Source organism: Candidatus Avoscillospira sp. LCP25S3_F1 (genome assembly GCF_052117125.1).
In the GTDB taxonomy this organism is placed as follows: domain Bacteria; phylum Bacillota; class Clostridia; order Oscillospirales; family Oscillospiraceae; genus Avoscillospira_A.
In genome coordinates this window covers 23,960-41,142 of sequence record NZ_JBQKJT010000021.1, presented here as the reverse complement: position 1 = coordinate 41,142, position 17,183 = coordinate 23,960, and the positions used below count along the sequence as shown (strand labels likewise).

Here is a 17,183-nt window from a genome sequence, read left to right as displayed (position 1 = left end):
TTTATCTTACCACAGAGGAACTCGTTTGTCAAGAACTTTTTTCAAAGTTTTTTCGGAGTTCTTACTGGCCGCTTTCATCGGAACCGCTGTCCCTCAAGCGCTTGCATATAATATCAGACCATACTGTAAATGTCAACACCTTTTTTCGATTTTTTCGACAATTTTTTTCCTTGTCTTTTATGCGTCTCTCCCAAAGCACTCCTTGACGCCTTATGGTATACTCAACAGTAGTATTGCGCAAGGAGGTTCCCTTTATGACGGAACGTGAAAAATGCGACGCTGGTCTGCTCTACGACACCACCACGCCGGAACGGGCCGACGCCCACCATCGCTGTGCCGATCTCTGTTATGAGTTCAACCACACCCGCCCCTCCGATCTCTCCCGCCGGGAACAGCTGCTGCGGCAGATTTTCGGCAAGCTGGGCAAGAATCCCTATGTGGAGCCTACGCTCTTCTGCGGCTTCGGCTTCAACATCGAGGCCGGGGACAATTTCTTTGTCAACAACAACTGCGTCTTTGTGGACCCTGGAAAAATCACCTTCGGCCACAATGTCTTTATCGCCCCCCAGTGCGGTTTCTACACGGCGCTGCATCCGCTGGACGTGAAACGGCGCAACGCCAAACTGGAAGCCGCCTACCCCATTACCGTGGGCGACAACGTTTGGTTTGGCGGCGGCGTCCGGGTCCTGCCCGGCGTCACCATTGGCAGCGGCACGGTCATCGGCGCGGGCAGCGTCGTCACCCACGACATCCCCGCCGGTGTTCTGGCCGTCGGCAACCCCTGCCGGGTGGTGCGGCCCATCACTGAGGCGGACAAGCGCCGCTATGAGACGCCGGAATACCCCAGATAGCAAAAAACGGACGAATTCCCCAAGCGGGATTCGTCCGTTTTTCTTTAAATCTCCTGGCGGCCTTCCAGCGCCCGCAGCAACGTCACCTCGTCGGCGTACTCCAGCTGGGAGCCCATGGGAATGCCGTAGGCCAGCCGCGTCACCTGCACGCCCATGGGACGCAGGAGCCGCGACAAATACATGGCTGTGGCCTCGCCCTCCGTATCGGGGTTGGTGGCCATGATGACCTCCCGCACCGAACCATCAGCCACCCGGGCCAGCAGCTCCTTGATGCGCAGATCGTCAGGCCCCACATGGTTCAGGGGCGACAGGACGCCGTGGAGCACATGGTACACGCCACGGTATTCCCGGGCCCGTTCCATGGCAATGACATCCTTGGGTTCGGCCACCACACAGATCTGTCCGTGGTCCCGCTCCTCGTCCGCACAGATGGAGCACTGCTCCTGGTCCGTCAGGTTCTGACAGATGGGACACGTCTTCACCGTGGCCTTGGCGTCGGTGATGGCGGCGGCAAACTCCGCTGCCGCCGCGTCATCCATACTCAGCACATGAAACGCCAGACGCTGGGCGCTTTTGCCGCCGATGCCCGGCAGACGGGCAAACTGCTCCGTCAGCCGTTCCAGGGCAGCGGGAAAGTAGCGCATCTTACAGCAGGCCGCTGAGGGCGCCCAGGTTCATGCCGCCGGTCATCTTGGAAACGGCGGCGGAGGTGGCCTCCTCGCCCATGCGGGTGGCCTCGTTGATGGCGGCCAGGATCATGTCCTGGAGCATCTCCACGTCCTCGGGGTCCACAGCCTCGGGCTTGATGGACAGGGCCAGCACCTGGTGCTTGCCGTTGACAGTAGCGGAAACCATGCCGCCGCCGGCCGTGGCGGTGTACTCCTTGGTCTCCATCTCCTCCTGCATCTTCAGCAGCTCCTGCTGCATCTTCTGGGCCTGCTTGATCATGGACATACCGCCCATGGACATACCGCGAAATCCGCCTTTCGCCATGATAAAATCGCTCCTTTTCTAAGTTTGGCATCGAAATGCCGTCATTTGAATTCAACTATATCTGGATGCTGCCGTCCAAAGTCCGCGATGCGGCCGAAGCCGTCGGCTCCGTCTACGCTCCCCGGCCCCTGTACGGCCAGCTTCACTGCCACCGGCCGTCCCAGCAGCGCCGCCGCCCGTTCCCGGATGGCTTGCAGGTACGCCGGTTGATCCAGCACTTGTTTGCCGAAGCCGCTGTCCGCCAGCAACAGCAGCGTGTCCCCTTGCAGCTGAGGCTTCACCTGTCGGGCCAAAAAGCTGCGATGCCCCGGCTGTACCTGGGGCAGCACCGTCTGCATGAGGTCTGTCCAGAATCCGACAGGCAATTCCCCGCCGTTGGGCGGCTGTTGGGATGGCTGCACCGGTGGTGGCTGCTGGGGCCCCATGGGCTGCGGCTGTACCGGCTGCGCCGGTGCGCTCTGCTGCGGCGCGGCCACGGCCTGGACCACCACTTTTCCGCTGGACACGGCTTCCTCCAGCTTGGACAGGCGGGCGTTGAGGGACTGCACATCCAGTTGCAGCTCCGGCGCGCACAGCTCCACCAGACACAATTCCATGTCCAGCCGCCGGTCGGCGCTGCGGGCAAATCCCGCCGCCGTCTCCTGCAATCGGTTGGTAATACGCAGCAGCGCCCCTGCCGACAACAGCTCCTGTAATCCCGCCAATTCCTGATCGGTGCAGACGCCAGACAGCATGGACATACCGCTGCGGGGCGCTGTCTTGAGGATCAGCAGGTCCCGGGCCAGAGACGACAGTTCCCCGGTCATGGCGGCTACGTCCTTGCCGCCTGCGTAGAGGTCGGAGAAAATCTCCAAAGCCGCCGGCGTGTCGCCCCGGGCAATGGCCTCCATCAGGGCCGCCGTCTTGCGGTCTCCCGCCAGTCCCAGGCACTGATAGACCCCCTCCGCCGTCAGCGTTCCCGCCGTGGCGGAGGCGCACTGATCCAGCAGGCTCAAACCGTCGCGGAGACCGCCGTCGGCCAGCCGGGCCAGCAGAGAAACGGCCTCCGGCTCAATGGCAATGCCCTCCTGATAGGCCACATAGTTGAGCCGTCCGCCGATGTCCTCCGGCAAAAGCCGCCGGAACGAATACCGCTGGCAGCGGGACAGGATGGTGGCCGGGACCTTGTGGAGTTCCGTGGTTGCCAGGATGAACACCAGGTGCTCCGGCGGCTCCTCAATGATCTTCAGCAGGGCGTTGAAAGCCGCCATGGACAGCATGTGGACCTCGTCGATGATATAGACGCGGCGGCGCACTTCCGATGGTGTATAAACCGCGTCCTCCCGCAGGGTTCGGACGTTATCGACACCGTTGTTGGAAGCGGCGTCGATTTCCAACACGTCCATACAGCCGCCGGAATCGATGCTCCGGCAGGCGGCGCAACAGTTGCAGGGGTTGCCGTCCTGCAAATTCTCGCAGTTGACGGCCTTGGCCAGAATTTTGGCGCAGGAGGTCTTACCGGTACCTCTGGTGCCGGTGAACAGGTAGGCATGGCTGAGCCGTCCCGTAATCAGCTGATTTTTCAGCGTCTCGGTGATGCTCCGCTGCCCCACCACATCGTCGAAGGTCTGGGGCCGGTATTTTCGATACAACGCCTGGTACATCCCTTCGCCTCCTCATTTGTTGTCACACACATTGGATTCCCACAGACACAGGAATGTTAATAAATTAAACACAGGCAGGTCCGCGCCGCCGGGACAAGAGCGCCCGGCGAGCAATTTGGCACCACAAAAAGATGTGGGTTCGCAGGAATACTTTGTGTATTTCAAGAACCCACAGCGCATTTGTGGGGTCAAAGGGCCGTCGCGCGCCGCTGTCCCGGCGGCAAGGCCCTGCCCGAAAAGCATCGGCCCGTGACAAGATCGCACACCCGACTTTGAATCATGCGCTATATCCGTAACCCATACAGCCGGCTCAGAAACGGCTACCTCACGGCACACGAGAAGGTCCGCTTAATGCTGCTCGGTTCCCCGCCTGACATGGTTCACGGGTTCTCGTTGCGTAAGACCGGCTCCTCATCACCACTTGCATGGGTCAGACGATACAGTGCACACCCTCGGCCGGGAATTCATCCCCGCTGCAGCGGATTGCGGGTGACAGGGCACCGCTAACTCCCCGACTAGTGCGACCTTGTCACAGGCCGATGGCGTGTGACATACGTTTAATTTTACAACAAGCTGCCCCATTTGGCAACTGTGAATTTTAACCGGCCTTGCTCTCGGCGAAATCGGCCAGTTCGCCGACGGTGGTCAGCTTCTCCTCGGTCTCCAGCTCCACGCCCAGCTCTTCCTCCAGGTCCATGACCATTTCGACCATGTCCAGGGAGTCGATGCCCAGGGACTCAAAGGTGGTGTCCTTGTGGATGTCGTCCACGGAAATGTCCATCTGCTTTGCCAGATATGCGGCGATTTTCTCAAACATGTTGTATTCCTCCGAAATTTCAGTTTCGTTTCAATACGCACGGCCCCACGGCCAGTGCGGAACAGTCACAGATTATCATACGGATTTTTTCCCGATTGTCAAGGGAAAAGATTACAAAATGTTTTCAATTTAAAAAGTCTCGCAGCAGCTTGGACCGGGACGGATGGCGCAGCTTCCGCAGGGCCTTGGATTCGATCTGCCGAATCCGCTCCCGGGTGACGTTGAATTCCTTGCCCACCTCTTCCAGCGTATAGGGGCGACCGTCCACCAGGCCGAAGCGCATCCGCAGCACCGTGGCCTCCCGGGGCGACAGCCCTTCCAGCAGCTTTTCCAGCTGCTCGTGGAGCAGGTTGAACGAGGCCGCCTCGGCGGGCTCGGCAATTTTCTGGTCCTGGATGAAATCGCCCAGATGGCTGTCGTCCTCCTCGCCCACCGGCGTCTCCAGCGACACAGGCTCCTGGGCCATTTTGAGAATCTCGGCCACCTTTTCCACCGGCATGTCCATCTTCTTGGCGATCTCGTCGGCGGTGGGGTCCCGGCCCAGGTCCTGGACCATGGCATGGGCCGTCCGCAGGACCTTGTTGATGGTCTCCACCATATGGACCGGAATCCGAATGGTCCGGGCCTGGTCGGCAATGGCCCGGCTGATGGACTGGCGAATCCACCAGGTGGCATAGGTGGAGAATTTATAGCCCTTGGTATAGTCGAACTTCTCCACAGCCTTAATCAGCCCCATATTGCCCTCCTGGATCAAATCCAGCAGCTGCATCCCCCGGCCCACATACCGCTTGGCGATGGACACCACCAAACGCAGATTGGCTTCGGCCATCTGGTGGCGGGCGTCTTCATCGCCATCGGCCATGCGCTTGGCCAGCTCCAGCTCCTTCTCCGGCGTCAGCAGGGGAATTTTGCCGATCTCCTTCAGGTACATCCGCATGGGGTCGTCCATCTTGAAGGTCTCGGCCAGTGCGTTGGGGTCCTCCACCACCACCTCGTCGGCGGTGTTTCGCAGCTCCTCCTCCGTGGGCGTCAGCTCCAGGGGTTTGCCCAGAACCTCCATGACGTCGCTGACGTCGATCTCGATGCCAGCGTTCTCCAACTGCTCATAAATCCGGTCCGACAGCTCATCATCGGCGCCCATGGCGTCCAGTGTGTCAATGAGTACCTTGGAGGACAGTTTGCCCGCTGCCTTTCCCTGCTCCATCAGGGCGTCGATTTTCTTGCGCTGCTCGGGGGTCAGCTCCTGCAGGGGCTGCTTCTGTACGGAATCTGTCATTGTTCTGTCCCTCCAAAACCCTTTTTCCGGCGGAGCCGCTGTCCCATGGCCAGCAGGTCCTCTGTGTCGGCCACATGGGCCTTTTCATATTCCTCGTCGATGACCGATAGATAGTCGTCCAACGCCTGTTCGTTCACCAGTACGTCGCCCTTTTGGGCCACCGCCGTCAGATGGCTCATCTCCTGGGCCGTCAGCCGGTCGCCCAAGGCTCCCAGCTGCACCGTCAGCCCTTCCTCGTACTGCTGCCGCAGCAGGTCCAGGACCTTTGCCAGCAGCGGCGAGGAAAACCGCTGGGACACCGCTTCGGGACACCGGTCCAGCAGGGCCGGCTCCTTGAGGACCAGCTGCAAGACCCCCTCCTCGGCCCTGGCCGAGCGGACGTTGTCATACCGGATTTCCCGGACGCCGGGCTGGGCTGCGGCGGCAGGGGCCAGCGCTTTCTGGTCCCACTGTTTCTTCTGGCGGCTGCGCAGCTGTTTGGCGGCCTTCTCCGTCTCCAGCTTCATGGCCTCTTCGGAGATGCCACCCATCTGGGCGGCCTTGGCCCCGTAGATTTCCCGCTCCACGGCGTTGGGCAGGGAGGCCACCAGATAGGCAGCCTGTTTGAGAAATTCCACCCGCTGGTCATCGGCTTGGAGGTCGTATCTGCGCCGCAGACTGTCCAGCCGGTAGAGGACGTGGTTTTCCGACTGCTCCAACAGGAGCCGGAACCGGTCGGGACCGAATTTTTTCAAAAATTCGTCCGGGTCCTTGGCCCCCTGCATCCGCAACACCTTCACCTGGACGCCGGTCTTTTCCAGCAGGTCGATGGCCCGCCGGGTGGCGTTCTGTCCGGCCTCGTCGCCGTCGTAGGTGATAACCACCTGTTTCGTGTACTTTGCCAGCAGGTTGGCGTGTTCCTCCGTCAGGCTGGTGCCGAGAGACGCCACGGCGCAGTCGAAGCCGTACTGATGCAATGCGATGGCGTCCATATAACCCTCGGTCAGGATGATGCGGCCCTGCTTACTCTTTTTTGCCACGTTTAGGGCAAAAAGATTCTTCCGTTTGTTGAAAATCACCGATTCCGGCGAATTTAAGTATTTCGGCGTAGAATCGTCCAGGACCCGGCCGCCGAAGCCGATGACGTTGCCCCGGACGTCGATGATGGGAAACATGACCCGGTTGCGGAACCGGTCGTACAATCCGCCCTTTTGGGAGCGGACCACCAATCCCACCTCCAGCAGCTCCTCCTTGGAGTAGCCCTGGGCCGTCATGGCGTCGATGAGATTGGACCACCCCTCCGGGGCGTAGCCCAGGCCGAAGCGGGTGACGGTCTGGCGGGACAGGGCCCGTTTCATAATATACTGCTGGCCCGGCGTGCCCGCCGGGGAAAAGAGCTGTTCCCGAAAATACCGGGCCGCCTGACGGCACAGCTCCCGCAGCCGCTCCTGACGCTTGTAGCCGGACCCGGCGGCCCGGTCGTCGGGGACCTCCATACCAGCCCGTTTAGCCAGGTATCGGACGGCGTCGGGAAAATCGAGATTTTCCTGTTCCATGATAAACTGGACCACGCCGCCGCCCTTGTGGCAGCCGAAGCAATAGAAAATCTGTTTGTCCGGGGCCACGGAAAAGGAGGCCGTCTTTTCGGAGTGGAAGGGACACAGGCCGAAGAGGTTGGACCCCTTGCGGGTCAGGTTCACATACTGGCCCACCACCTCCTCGATGGGATTGCGGGCGGCCAGCTCGTCAAGAAACGCCGGAGAAAAGGCCATGGATTCCACCTCCTATGTACAAACTGGGGACAGCGGTCAGCGGACCTGCCAGCCCTGGGGAATAAACAGTTCTGAAAACTGGTCAATGGCATATTTATCGGTCATACCGGCGATGTAGTCGCAGACGGTGCGCTCCATGCCGTCAAAATCCATCTGGGGCCGGAAATGCTCCGGCAGCCGGTCGGGATGGGCCATATAGTAGTGGTACAACTGCTGCAAAATGGCCCGTGCCTTGTCCTCCTGACTTTTGGCCACGGGGTTGCAGTAGACCCGCTCAAACATAAAAGACCGCAGCTCGTTCATGGCGTCGGCCACCGGCGGCTCCAACCCCACCAGACCCGTATCCGATGTGGTGCAGATAAGGTTTTCCACCAAAAAGTTGATGCGTCCCTTGTGGGAATGGCCCAACACCGCCCGCAGATGGCGGGGAATGTCCGCCTCTGTCAGAATCCCGGCCCGAATGGCGTCGTCGATATCATGATTGATGTAGGCAATGCGGTCGGCAAACCGGACGATCTGCCCCTCCTGGGTCTCGGGGATTCTCGGGCCGGTGTGGCCCAAAATGCCCATGCGGGTCTCATAGGTCAGGTTCAGGCCGTCGCCGTCCTTTTCCAGCAGATCCACCACCCGCAGGGATTGCTCGTTATGGTGGAAGGGTTTCCCTAAAACCTCGCTCAAGGCCCGCTCCCCGGCGTGGCCGAAGGGCGTATGGCCCAGATCGTGGCCCATGGCGATGGCCTCGGTCAAATCCTCATTGAGCCGCAGGCCCCGGGCCGCCGTCCGGGCGATGCGGGCCACCTCCAACGTGTGGGTCATGCGGGTGCGGTAGTGGTCCCCCTCGGGCTTGAGAAAGACCTGGGTCTTGTGCATGAGCCGCCGGAACGCCTTACAGTGGAGAATCCGGTCGTTGTCCCGCTGGTAACAGGTGCGCACCGCCGATTCTTTCGTACCGGGACGCAGACGGCCTTTCGTCTCGCAGGCCTTGGCCGCCGTGGGCGCCAGCCGTTCCAGCTCCTCCCGCTCCAATCCCTGGCGAATGGTTTCTTCCTCCATACACAACACCACCTATTTAGTATATACGCAATTCCTTTCCCAAATCCTCTGTCAAATTTGTGAAAATTTTGTAAAGATTTCGTCAGCGCACAGGAAACGCCCGGAATTCCTCGCCGGTGACGGCGGCTTCGATACCGCCGTTGGTCAGTTCCGTCAATTCCGCCTGAAACGGTTCCAACACGTCCTGGGCGAACATGGCTTTCAAAATCACGTCGGCGCCGTACTCGGTGTCGGTGATAACGCCGCCCTGGGCTTCCACCAGGAGCTTGACGCGCTCATAGAGCCGGTAGGGGCAGGGCACATCCACCAGCTTCCACAGCCGTTTGACGGAGATGCCCGCCGCGTCCAGTCCATCCTTGGCCCCCTTGGCATAGGCTCGGGTCAGTCCTCCGGCCCCCAGAAGAATGCCGCCGAAGTACCGTGTCACGACGCAGAGGACGTTCGTCACGTTCTCCCGCTGGTAGACGTTGAGCATGGGCTGACCGGCGGTGCCCTGGGGCTCGCCGTCGTCGGAGTAGCGCTCCACGCCCCCCTCCTTTAACCGGTAGCACCAGCAGTGATGGCGGGCATCATGGTGCTTCTTCCGCACGGTTTCCAGAAGCGCCCGTGCTTCCTCCTCCGTCTCCACGGGGAACACATCGGTAATGAAACGGGAGCGTTTCTCCACAAACTCCGATTGCGCCTGCTGGGTCGGCACAAAATACTCCGGCGTCATAGGCCCTCCTCCTGGACGTATTGGCGCAATCTGCCGTAGAGGGCTTCGTCGCAGATGGCCTCCACCAGAATTCCCTCCCCTGCATAGTCCACATTCAACACCCGGGCCTGGGTGTGCAGCGTGTCCAGCTGACCGCCCATGCTGTAGGGCAGCAGCAGTTTCACATGGTGCAATCCCCGGTTGAGATTCTTTTCAATGAGTTTTAACAGGGCCTCCACGCCCTCGCCGGTCTTGGCGCAGAGGGGAATCCGGTTCTCACCGCGGGGCAGCAAGTCCGGGTCGGCCAAATCGGCTTTATTGTAGCACTCGATGACCGGCGTGCCGGGCTTTGCCAACTGGGCAATAAGCCGTTCCACCACCGCAATGTGGTCGTCCCGGTTGGGGTCCGACGCGTCAATGACGTGAATCAGCAGGTCGGCGTACTCCAATTCCTCCAGCGTGGCCTTGAATGCCTCCACCAGATGGTGGGGCAGCTTGGCGATGAATCCAACGGTGTCGGACAGCAAAACTTCCAGCGTGTCGGACACCTGAAGCCGCCGCGTGGTGGTGTCCAGGGTGTCAAACAGGCGGTTGTTGCCGGGGATGCCCGCACCGGTGACACAGTTCAAAAGGGTCGATTTTCCGGCGTTGGTGTAACCCACCAGAGCCACCACAGGGACGGCGTTTTTCTGCCGCCGCTCCCGCTGGACGGCCCGGACCTTGCGGACCTCTTTCAATTCCTGTTCCAGTCGGGTGATGCGGCTGCGGATGATGCGTCGGTCCGTCTCCAGCTGGGTTTCACCGGGGCCGCGGGAGCCGATGGCGCCCTCCTGGCGCTCCAGGTGGGTCCACATACCGGCCAGTCGGGGCAGCAGATATTTATATTGGGCCAGCTCCACCTGCAAGCGGCCCTCTTTCGTCTTGGCCCGTTGGGCAAAGATATCGAGAATCAAGGCGCTGCGGTCCAGAACCGTGACGCCCAGGAGTTTTTCCAAGGCCCGGTTCTGGGACGGAGACAGGTCGTTGTCGAAAATTGCCATGGTGGCCTCGGTGGTCTCCAGGAGCTGTTTGACCTCGTCCACCTTGCCCTCGCCGATGAAGCTGTGGGGGTCGGGGGTGTGGCGGTTTTGGAGCACCTTGGCGGTACACTGGCCGCTGGCCGTTTCCAGCAGCGCTTCCAGCTCGTCGAGGGTGGCGTCGGTGGCCGTCTCCTCCTTGGGGAATACGTCGGCGTTGAGACCCACCAGGACCGCTTTCTCGATGGCAGCCTGTTCAGATTTCAGCATAAAATACCTCCTTTATGGGAGTTTTTTCCGAGGTTTTTTGTCGTAAAATTCAAAAAAGCCCGCACCGAATCGGTGCGGGCTTTGGGTGCGGATTACTTGAGGCCGAACTTCTTGTTGAAGCGCTCAACGCGTCCACCAGTGTCAACCAGCTTCTGCTTGCCGGTATAGAAAGGGTGACACTTGGAGCAGATTTCAACCTTGATGTCCTGCTTGGTAGAACCTGTCTCGATCACTGCACCGCAAGCGCAACGAATCGTCGTCTGCTCGTAGTTGGGATGGATACCTTCCTTCATTTTGTTCACCTCTTTCTGGATAATCGTAAAAGGACATACAGCCCTTATCTTGTCATGCCTAGCTATGATAGCACAAGTATTCCCGTTTTGCAAGTGTTTTTTACAATCTTTTTTCGTACCAGATTCTGCCCCGTTCCTCCCCGCCCACGGGCCATTCCTCCGACGCAGCGAACAGGCTGTACAGGTCGGCGGCCCGGCACTCTATTTTATAATAGTCTCGGTCCGGCGGCGTGGACCCGGCGTTGCACAGGGGCAAGGTCCCCGTCTTCCGGGCCTTGCGCAGCACCTGCCGCCCCCGGTCGTCAAAGGCCAGCACTCTTGCATAGGGCGCAGGCCCCTTTAAATCCTCCGCCGTCAGCCCCAGATAGGCGCACAACACCATCCGCTGAATCCGGCTGTAGGCGTACCGTTTGGATTTGACGCCATTTAAAATCCCCGCCACCGTGGACTCCGTCTTGCAGGCCCGGGCCAATTTGCTCCACAGTCCCTCGGAGCCGTAGGGCACTGTCCGGAAGTCGTCGTATTCCATCCCCCGCAGCCGGGCCAGAACGGCCCGTTCTCCATGGGCCAGATCGTGGCACACCGCATCCCGGAAAATGGGTGCCGCCGCCGCCGGGATATACGGCGCAAGATCCTCCCCCGCCGCCAGCAGTCCCCGCAATGCCGTGGCCGATGGATGGTCGGGATGGGGCGCCGTATCGTGGTAGCCGCCGGGGCGGTGGACGGCATGGGGCGTCATGGCGCTGCCCCGCTTCACAATGGCCTTACAATATTCAATGGCCAGAATGTCGTTGGGCCGCCGCAGCAACTCCCCCCGTCCCCCCAATGCCTCCAGGGCCGCTGTCCGGGCGGCGGCATAGGACAAGCCCCGGTCCAGTTCCCGCCGCAGCAGGTCATTCATGGCCGGGTCCAGCAGGCGCTTTGCCGTCTCCAGCAGCGCCGCCGTCTCTCCGTCCTCGCTGCCGAAACAGAGGGCGTCCACGCAGCCCAGCCCGTCGGCCACGGCCACAGCGCCGTCGGCAAACCCCTCCGCCGAGGAAAGCGCCGCCGTCAGGGGCAGCTCCAGGACCAGGCTGGCCCCACAGGCCACGGCGGCCCTGGCTCTTACATATTTATCGTAGACCGCCGGTTCTCCCCGCTGGACGAAGTTGCCGCTCATAATGCAGACAATGGCGGCGTCGGCGCCGAACGCCTGCCGCACCAGCCGCAGCTGCCGGGCATGGCCCCGGTGCAGGGGATTGTATTCACAGACAATGGCCACAACCGCCGCCATAGTTCGCCTCCTATAAAAAAATCCGATGAAAAAACAGGAAAATGCCCTTGTGTATTTCCAAAACGTATTGTAGAATACTAAATGGTATGTAAGAGTTTAGCACAAACTCACGCAAAAGAAAACATTAGTTTTAGGAGATGTGACACCAATGAAGATTCTGGTTATCAATGCCGGCAGTTCTTCCCTGAAGTATCAGTTCATGGATTCTGTTACCGGCGACGTCTATGCCAAGGGCCTGTGCGAGCGCATCGGCATCGACGGCCGTCTGACCCACAAGGTCCCCGGCCGCGACAACGTGACCCGCGACATCGCCATGCCCACCCACGGCGAGGCCATCCAGGCGGTTCTGGATATCATGGTGGACCCCCAGTACGGTGTTATCAAGTCCGTCGATGAGATCGAGGCTGTGGGCCACCGCGTCCTCCACGGCGGTATGGCCTTCACCGAGAGCTGCATCATCGACGACGCCTGCATTGCCGCCATTGAGAAGTGCATTCCTCTGGGTCCCCTCCACAACCCCGCCAACCTCATGGGCATCCGGGCCTGCCAGAAGATCATGCCCAACACCAAGCAGGTGGCCGTGTTCGACACCGCGTTCCACATGACCATGCCTGCCAAGGCTTACACCTACGCCATCCCCTATGAGTACTATGAGAAGGACGACGTCCGCCGCTACGGCTTCCACGGCACCTCTCACCGCTTCGTCTCCGCCCGTGCCATCGACATGCTGGGCAATCCGGAGCACAGCCGCATTGTCTGCTGCCACCTGGGCAACGGTTCTTCCCTGTCCGCCTGCGTGGACGGCAAGTGTGTGGACACCACCATGGGCCTTGGCCCCCTCGCCGGCGTTCCCATGGGCACCCGCTGCGGCGACATCGACGCCACCATCCTGGAGTACCTGATGGGCCGTTATGGCTACGACATCAAGGAGATGCTGAACATTCTGAACAAGAAGTCCGGCGTTCTGGGTATTTCCGGCGTTTCCTCCGACTTCCGCGACCTGGAGAAGGCCGCCGAGGAGGGCAATGAGCGTGCCGCTCTGGCTCTGGAGAAGTTCCGCTACGAGGTCTGCAAGAGCATCGGCGCTTACGTTGCCGCCATGGGCGGTGTGGACGCCATCGTGTTCACCGCCGGTGTGGGCGAGAACGACGCCGGCCTGCGCGCCGCTCTGTGCCGGCAGCTGAGCTACCTGGGCATCACCATCGACGAGGAGAAGAACAGCAAGCGTGGTCAGGAGCTGGAGGTTTCCGGCCCCGATTCCAAGGTTAAGGTCTTCGTCATCCCCACCAACGAGGAACTGATGATTGCCATGGACACCGCTGCTCTTGTCGAGGGCAAGTAATTCAAAGTGTTTTTGGGGGTGTGCCGCAAATGCGGCACGCCTCTTTTTTGGACCACCGCATGAAAAAAGGCCGCCGTCCACCACCCGCCTTGGGGTGGGGACGGCGGCCTTACGGCTGACGCCGTGGGGATTGCGCCATCTGCGGATGGCGCTTTGGGACGATGGGGGATTTCGCCCACTGCGGCGGGCGGGTGTTTCGCACCGTGCGCGGCGCGGGAATTTCGCTGGCTGCGGCCAGCGACCAGAGGCAGCGCCTCTGGTCTCCGCGATTTTTGGAAAAAAAATCGAGTAAAACTTTTAATTTTTGGGCAGTTCAGCGTTTGGAGCCCAGGAAGAACAGGGCTACCGTACCGGGGCCGGAATGGGCGCCGATGACCGGTCCAATGGGATTGAGAATAATATTCCGCGTCCCCAGCTTCTCCTGAATCAGCTTTTTCACGTACTGGGCGTCCTCAACACAGTCGCCATGACTGATGAACACCGTCTGATTCTCCGGGTCCGTGGCCGTGGCCTCCATCTCCTTGACCAGCTGATTCAGCGCCGCCTTTCTGCCCCGGACCTTGGCCACGGGAATCAGATGGCCCTCATCATCCACATGGAGCACCGGTTTGATTTGCAGCATGGTACCCACCAGCGCCGCCGTGGAGGACACGCGGCCGCCCCGCTTGAGAAAATACAAATCGTCCACCGTGAACCAATGGCACAGCTGCAAACGGATGGACAAGGCGTACTCCTTCGTCTCTTCCAGCGTCGCGCCGCTCTGCCGCTTCCGGGCCACATGGTAGCAGAACAGTCCCTCGCCCATGGACGCGCACAGGCTATCCACCGCTTCGATTTTCCGGTCCGGAAATTCCTCCCGCAGCTCCTCCGCCGCCAGGCAGGCCGACTGATAGGTGGTGCTCAGTCCCGAGGAAAAGGCCAGAATCAGAATGTCCTTGCCCGCCTCCAGATGGGGCCGGGCCAGTTCGCTCCACTGGGCCGGATTGACAGCCACGGTGGTGGCCACCTGTCCGTCCCGCAGATTGTCATAAAACACCCGGTTGGACAGCTCCCGGTCATCGGGGTAGTTCTGGTAGTCCTTGCCGCCCAGATGGAACAGCATGGGGAACACATCCAGTTCCAGCTGGGTGATCAGCGCCGGCGACAGGTCGCCGCAGGAATCGGTAAGAATCTTAAAATCGGCCATAGCGCCACCTCGTTCCTTTAGTTGTTGTGTCTCTTGATCATAGTATGCCCTGGGGCATGGGGTTTTTCAACGGCAGATTTCACAGAACTCAATGCTCTCGCCGTCGGGGCCTTCGGTCTTGAAAAACCGGATGCCCTTGTCCCAGAACGGCAGGGACTCGATGCCGTTGGTGGTGATGGGATACCCGGCGTTTTTCACATCCGCATACAGTTCCTCAATGTTGACCGCGTCCAGGGCGATGTGGTCGATGGCGCCGGCCTTGCCCACGGTGTTGTCGTCCTGCCAGCACTCCAGCACGCAGCTGGCCAGCTTCAGAAAAATCACCGGCACCCCCTCCGGCGTAGCCGTGCGGTGGATGACGGAAAAACCCAGTCCCTCATAAAAACGGATGGTGTTGTCGATGTTTTTCACCGGCATACCGATGTGCTGCAATCCGGTGATATTGGATGTATTCATGTCGCATCCCTCCTATGGGCCAAGTATACTACAAATGGGTAAAAGATGCAAAAAATTTTCCGGCGGCTGCAACGTCCGCCGGCATTTTCCGTCTGAAGAGGTGAACGACCAAATCCACCGAAAGGAGATATGATCCATGAAAAAGCAATCTCGCTTTCTTGCCCGCTTCCTGTCTGTCCTGTTGATGCTCTCCACCCTAGCGGCCTGCGGCGCCAAGAGCAGCGACGCCGTCGCCACCGACTCCGCCCAGAGCACCGGCTCCGCCGCCATGGAAAACGGCATGGGCATGGACATGAGCACCACCACGGAAGCCGCGCCGGAAGCCCCGGCAGAAACCATGGAAACCACGGAAACCACCGACAGCGGTGAGGCCGGCGGCTCCACATCGGCCCAGCCGGACCTGTCCGAACAGAAGATCATCTACAGCGCCGACGTCACCGTGGAGACGCTGGAATTTGACAAGGCGCTGGACGCCCTGGACCAGATGATCACCGACCTGGGCGGCTTTGCCGAAAGCGCCAACGTCAGCGGCAACAGCCGGTACGGCAGCGACGGGGCCGTGCAGATCACCGACCGCGCCGCCTACTACACCATCCGCATCCCCGCCGACCGGTTCCGGGAGGCCCTGGACCGGACCGGCTCCATCGGCAATGTCATCAGCACCACCGAGGACGCCCAGAACGTCACCTCCCAGTTCATCGACCAGGAGGCCCGCCAGGCGTCCCTGGAGGTCCAGGAGCAGCGGCTTTTGGAGCTGCTAGCCCAGGCCGCCGATGTGGATACCCTGGTGACGCTGGAAGCACGATTGTCGGAGGTCCGGTACGAAATCGAGTCCATCGAACGCAATCTCCGCAACATGCAGAACCAGGTGGACTACTCCACCATTACCCTGTCCCTCTATGAGGTGGCCGTCTACACGCCCACAGCATCGGTCCAGCGGACCTTCGGCCAACGGGTGTCCGACGCCCTTTCCGGCGGCTGGTCCAATTTCACCCGCACCATGGAGGACCTGTTCATCGGTATCCTCTATTCCCTGCCCGCGTTGCTGCTGCTGGCCGTCATCGTGGTTGTAATTGTGGTGGTGGTCCGCCGCGTCCGCCGCAAGCGCCGCGGGAACCGGCTGCCCCCGGTGGACAAGGGCGACGGCGATCAGTCCTCCCAGAACTGACGGAACGCCGTAGGCAGTCCCACTTCCTCCCGGATTTCCTCCGCCGTGACCCATCGGAACGGCCCCGCCGGTTGGCCGCAGGTCAGATAGACCCCGGTCATGTCCCACCGGACATGGGTAAAGATGTGGGATTTCTCCACGATTTTCAATAACTCTTTGGGATGCACACCCCAGGCGGCCGCCTGATCCAGCGCCGCCTGGGGGCTTTGTTTGCCGTCCACATGGGGAAAGGCCCACAGACCCGCCAGCAGGCCCGTCTCCGGACGGCGGGCCACGGCATATTGATCGCCGCACCGCATCAGAAACACCGTTTTTTCCTCCACCCGTCGTTCCTTTTTGGCCGCTTTCACCGGTAACTCCATCTGACAGCCCGTTGCATAGGCCCGGCAGAAGTTCCGGCAGGGGCAGACATCGCAATGGGGCGCGCCGTTGGGGCCGCAGACCGTGGCCCCCAGCTCCATAAGGCTCTGGGTGAAGTCGCCGCAGCGGCCCGCCGGATAGACGGCGGCCAACCGGGATGCCACGGCCTTTTTCGTTTTGGCGTCGGTGATGGGGTCATAACAGGCGTCCACCCGGGACGTTACCCGTAATACATTCCCGTCCACCGCCGGGGTGGGCTGTTCAAAGCAGATGGAGCAGATGGCCCCTGCCGTATAGTCTCCGATACCCGCCAGGGACAGGACTTCCCTGTGATCGGTGGGAAAGACGCCGCCGTGGTCCTCGAGAATTTGCCGGGCGGCTTTCTGGAGGTTCCGCACCCGGGTATAATACCCAAGGCCCTCCCACAGCTTGTGGAGCAGGTCCGGCTCCGCATGGGCCAGGGCGTCCACCGTGGGCAAGGCGTCGAGAAACCGCAGATAGTACCCCTTGACCGCTTCCACACGGGTCTGTTGCAGCATGATCTCCGACAGCCAGACGTGGTACGGCTCCCGGTCCCGCCGCCAGGGCAGGTCCCGCCGGTGGGACTGGTACCAGTCGGGCAGCACCTGGGCCAGCTTTGCAAATCGTTCTTCCATGGACGCCTCCTATCCAAACCAAATCTTAACAGATTTCCTATATCCTTTTTGCACAGCATGGAGTATAATACAGACTGGCTTGGTA

At 60.7% G+C, this 17,183-nt stretch carries 17 protein-coding genes and 1 other RNA gene; 3 read left to right on the top strand and 15 right to left on the bottom strand.

What is annotated here, in order from left to right; translation table 11 throughout:
* Window positions 1–254 precede the first annotated feature (254 nt).
* Window positions 255–851, top strand: coding sequence for a sugar O-acetyltransferase (locus ACTQ33_RS14740; RefSeq protein WP_441465297.1), 597 nt, complete (start codon window positions 255–257; stop codon window positions 849–851).
* Window positions 852–895: 44 nt separating this feature from the next.
* Here the strand turns inward: ACTQ33_RS14740 and recR are convergent, their stop codons facing one another.
* The 12 genes from recR to ACTQ33_RS14680 all read right to left on the bottom strand — a co-directional run bounded on the left by recR (window position 896) and on the right by ACTQ33_RS14680 (window position 11,930).
* The gene (recR, locus tag ACTQ33_RS14735) at window positions 896–1,495 is read right to left on the bottom strand and encodes a recombination mediator RecR (RefSeq protein WP_441465296.1); all 600 of its coding nucleotides are present in this window, start codon (window positions 1,493–1,495) and stop codon (window positions 896–898) included.
* A 1-nt stretch (window position 1,496) separates the two neighbouring features.
* Window positions 1,497–1,844 carry a YbaB/EbfC family nucleoid-associated protein gene (locus ACTQ33_RS14730; protein WP_441465295.1) on the bottom strand — a complete coding sequence of 116 codons (348 nt, stop codon included), beginning with the start codon at window positions 1,842–1,844 and terminating at the stop codon, window positions 1,497–1,499.
* Window positions 1,845–1,885: 41 nt separating this feature from the next.
* Complete coding sequence (gene dnaX / locus ACTQ33_RS14725) at window positions 1,886–3,487, bottom strand: DNA polymerase III subunit gamma/tau (protein WP_441465294.1); 1,602 nt, start codon at window positions 3,485–3,487, stop codon at window positions 1,886–1,888.
* 258 nt (window positions 3,488–3,745) lie between these two features.
* Window positions 3,746–4,011: signal recognition particle sRNA large type (gene ffs / locus ACTQ33_RS14720), an RNA gene on the bottom strand.
* Window positions 4,012–4,085: 74 nt separating this feature from the next.
* Window positions 4,086–4,304: an acyl carrier protein gene (locus ACTQ33_RS14715; RefSeq protein WP_441465293.1), complete on the bottom strand. Its 219-nt coding sequence runs from the start codon at window positions 4,302–4,304 to the stop codon at window positions 4,086–4,088.
* Between the two features lie 124 nt (window positions 4,305–4,428).
* Complete coding sequence (rpoD, locus tag ACTQ33_RS14710; RefSeq protein ID WP_441465292.1) at window positions 4,429–5,580, bottom strand: RNA polymerase sigma factor RpoD; 1,152 nt, start codon at window positions 5,578–5,580, stop codon at window positions 4,429–4,431.
* Window positions 5,577–7,331, bottom strand: a complete 1,755-nt coding sequence (gene dnaG / locus ACTQ33_RS14705; RefSeq protein ID WP_441465291.1) for a DNA primase — start codon at window positions 7,329–7,331, stop codon at window positions 5,577–5,579. The genes rpoD and dnaG overlap by 4 nt, the downstream gene beginning before the upstream one ends.
* A 36-nt stretch (window positions 7,332–7,367) precedes the next feature.
* Entirely contained in the window at window positions 7,368–8,384 is a 1,017-nt protein-coding gene (locus tag ACTQ33_RS14700; protein ID WP_441465290.1) for a deoxyguanosinetriphosphate triphosphohydrolase, read from the bottom strand.
* 82 nt (window positions 8,385–8,466) lie between these two features.
* Window positions 8,467–9,099 carry a YigZ family protein gene (locus tag ACTQ33_RS14695; protein ID WP_441465289.1) on the bottom strand — a complete coding sequence of 211 codons (633 nt, stop codon included), beginning with the start codon at window positions 9,097–9,099 and terminating at the stop codon, window positions 8,467–8,469.
* Complete coding sequence (gene hflX, locus ACTQ33_RS14690) at window positions 9,096–10,364, bottom strand: GTPase HflX (RefSeq protein WP_441465288.1); 1,269 nt, start codon at window positions 10,362–10,364, stop codon at window positions 9,096–9,098. Before hflX ends, ACTQ33_RS14695 begins: the two co-directional genes overlap by 4 nt.
* Before the next feature lie 92 nt (window positions 10,365–10,456).
* The gene (gene rpmE, locus ACTQ33_RS14685; RefSeq protein WP_441465287.1) at window positions 10,457–10,657 is read right to left on the bottom strand and encodes a 50S ribosomal protein L31; all 201 of its coding nucleotides are present in this window, start codon (window positions 10,655–10,657) and stop codon (window positions 10,457–10,459) included.
* Between the two features lie 100 nt (window positions 10,658–10,757).
* Window positions 10,758–11,930, bottom strand: coding sequence for a tRNA(Met) cytidine acetate ligase (locus tag ACTQ33_RS14680; protein ID WP_441465286.1), 1,173 nt, complete (start codon window positions 11,928–11,930; stop codon window positions 10,758–10,760).
* 148 nt (window positions 11,931–12,078) lie between these two features.
* Here ACTQ33_RS14680 and ACTQ33_RS14675 point away from each other — a divergent pair, with 148 nt between their 5' ends.
* Complete coding sequence (locus tag ACTQ33_RS14675) at window positions 12,079–13,272, top strand: acetate/propionate family kinase (protein ID WP_441465285.1); 1,194 nt, start codon at window positions 12,079–12,081, stop codon at window positions 13,270–13,272.
* Between the two features lie 313 nt (window positions 13,273–13,585).
* Here ACTQ33_RS14675 and ACTQ33_RS14670 read toward each other — a convergent pair whose 3' ends face one another.
* Together ACTQ33_RS14670 and ACTQ33_RS14665 are read right to left on the bottom strand one after the other, a co-directional pair.
* Window positions 13,586–14,458 (bottom strand): DegV family protein, encoded by an 873-nt coding sequence (locus tag ACTQ33_RS14670; protein ID WP_441465284.1) that lies wholly within the window; start codon window positions 14,456–14,458, stop codon window positions 13,586–13,588.
* A 66-nt stretch (window positions 14,459–14,524) separates the two neighbouring features.
* On the bottom strand, window positions 14,525–14,914 hold the full coding sequence (locus ACTQ33_RS14665) for a VOC family protein (RefSeq protein WP_441465283.1): 390 nt from the start codon (window positions 14,912–14,914) through the stop codon (window positions 14,525–14,527).
* Between the two features lie 136 nt (window positions 14,915–15,050).
* Here ACTQ33_RS14665 and ACTQ33_RS14660 point away from each other — a divergent pair, with 136 nt between their 5' ends.
* On the top strand, window positions 15,051–16,082 hold the full coding sequence (locus ACTQ33_RS14660; protein WP_441465282.1) for a DUF4349 domain-containing protein: 1,032 nt from the start codon (window positions 15,051–15,053) through the stop codon (window positions 16,080–16,082).
* On the opposite strand, the gene mutY is transcribed toward ACTQ33_RS14660, so the two are convergent.
* Window positions 16,064–17,098 (bottom strand): A/G-specific adenine glycosylase, encoded by a 1,035-nt coding sequence (gene mutY, locus ACTQ33_RS14655; protein WP_441465281.1) that lies wholly within the window; start codon window positions 17,096–17,098, stop codon window positions 16,064–16,066. The genes ACTQ33_RS14660 and mutY overlap by 19 nt on opposite strands.
* Between the last annotated feature and the right edge of the window lie 85 nt (window positions 17,099–17,183).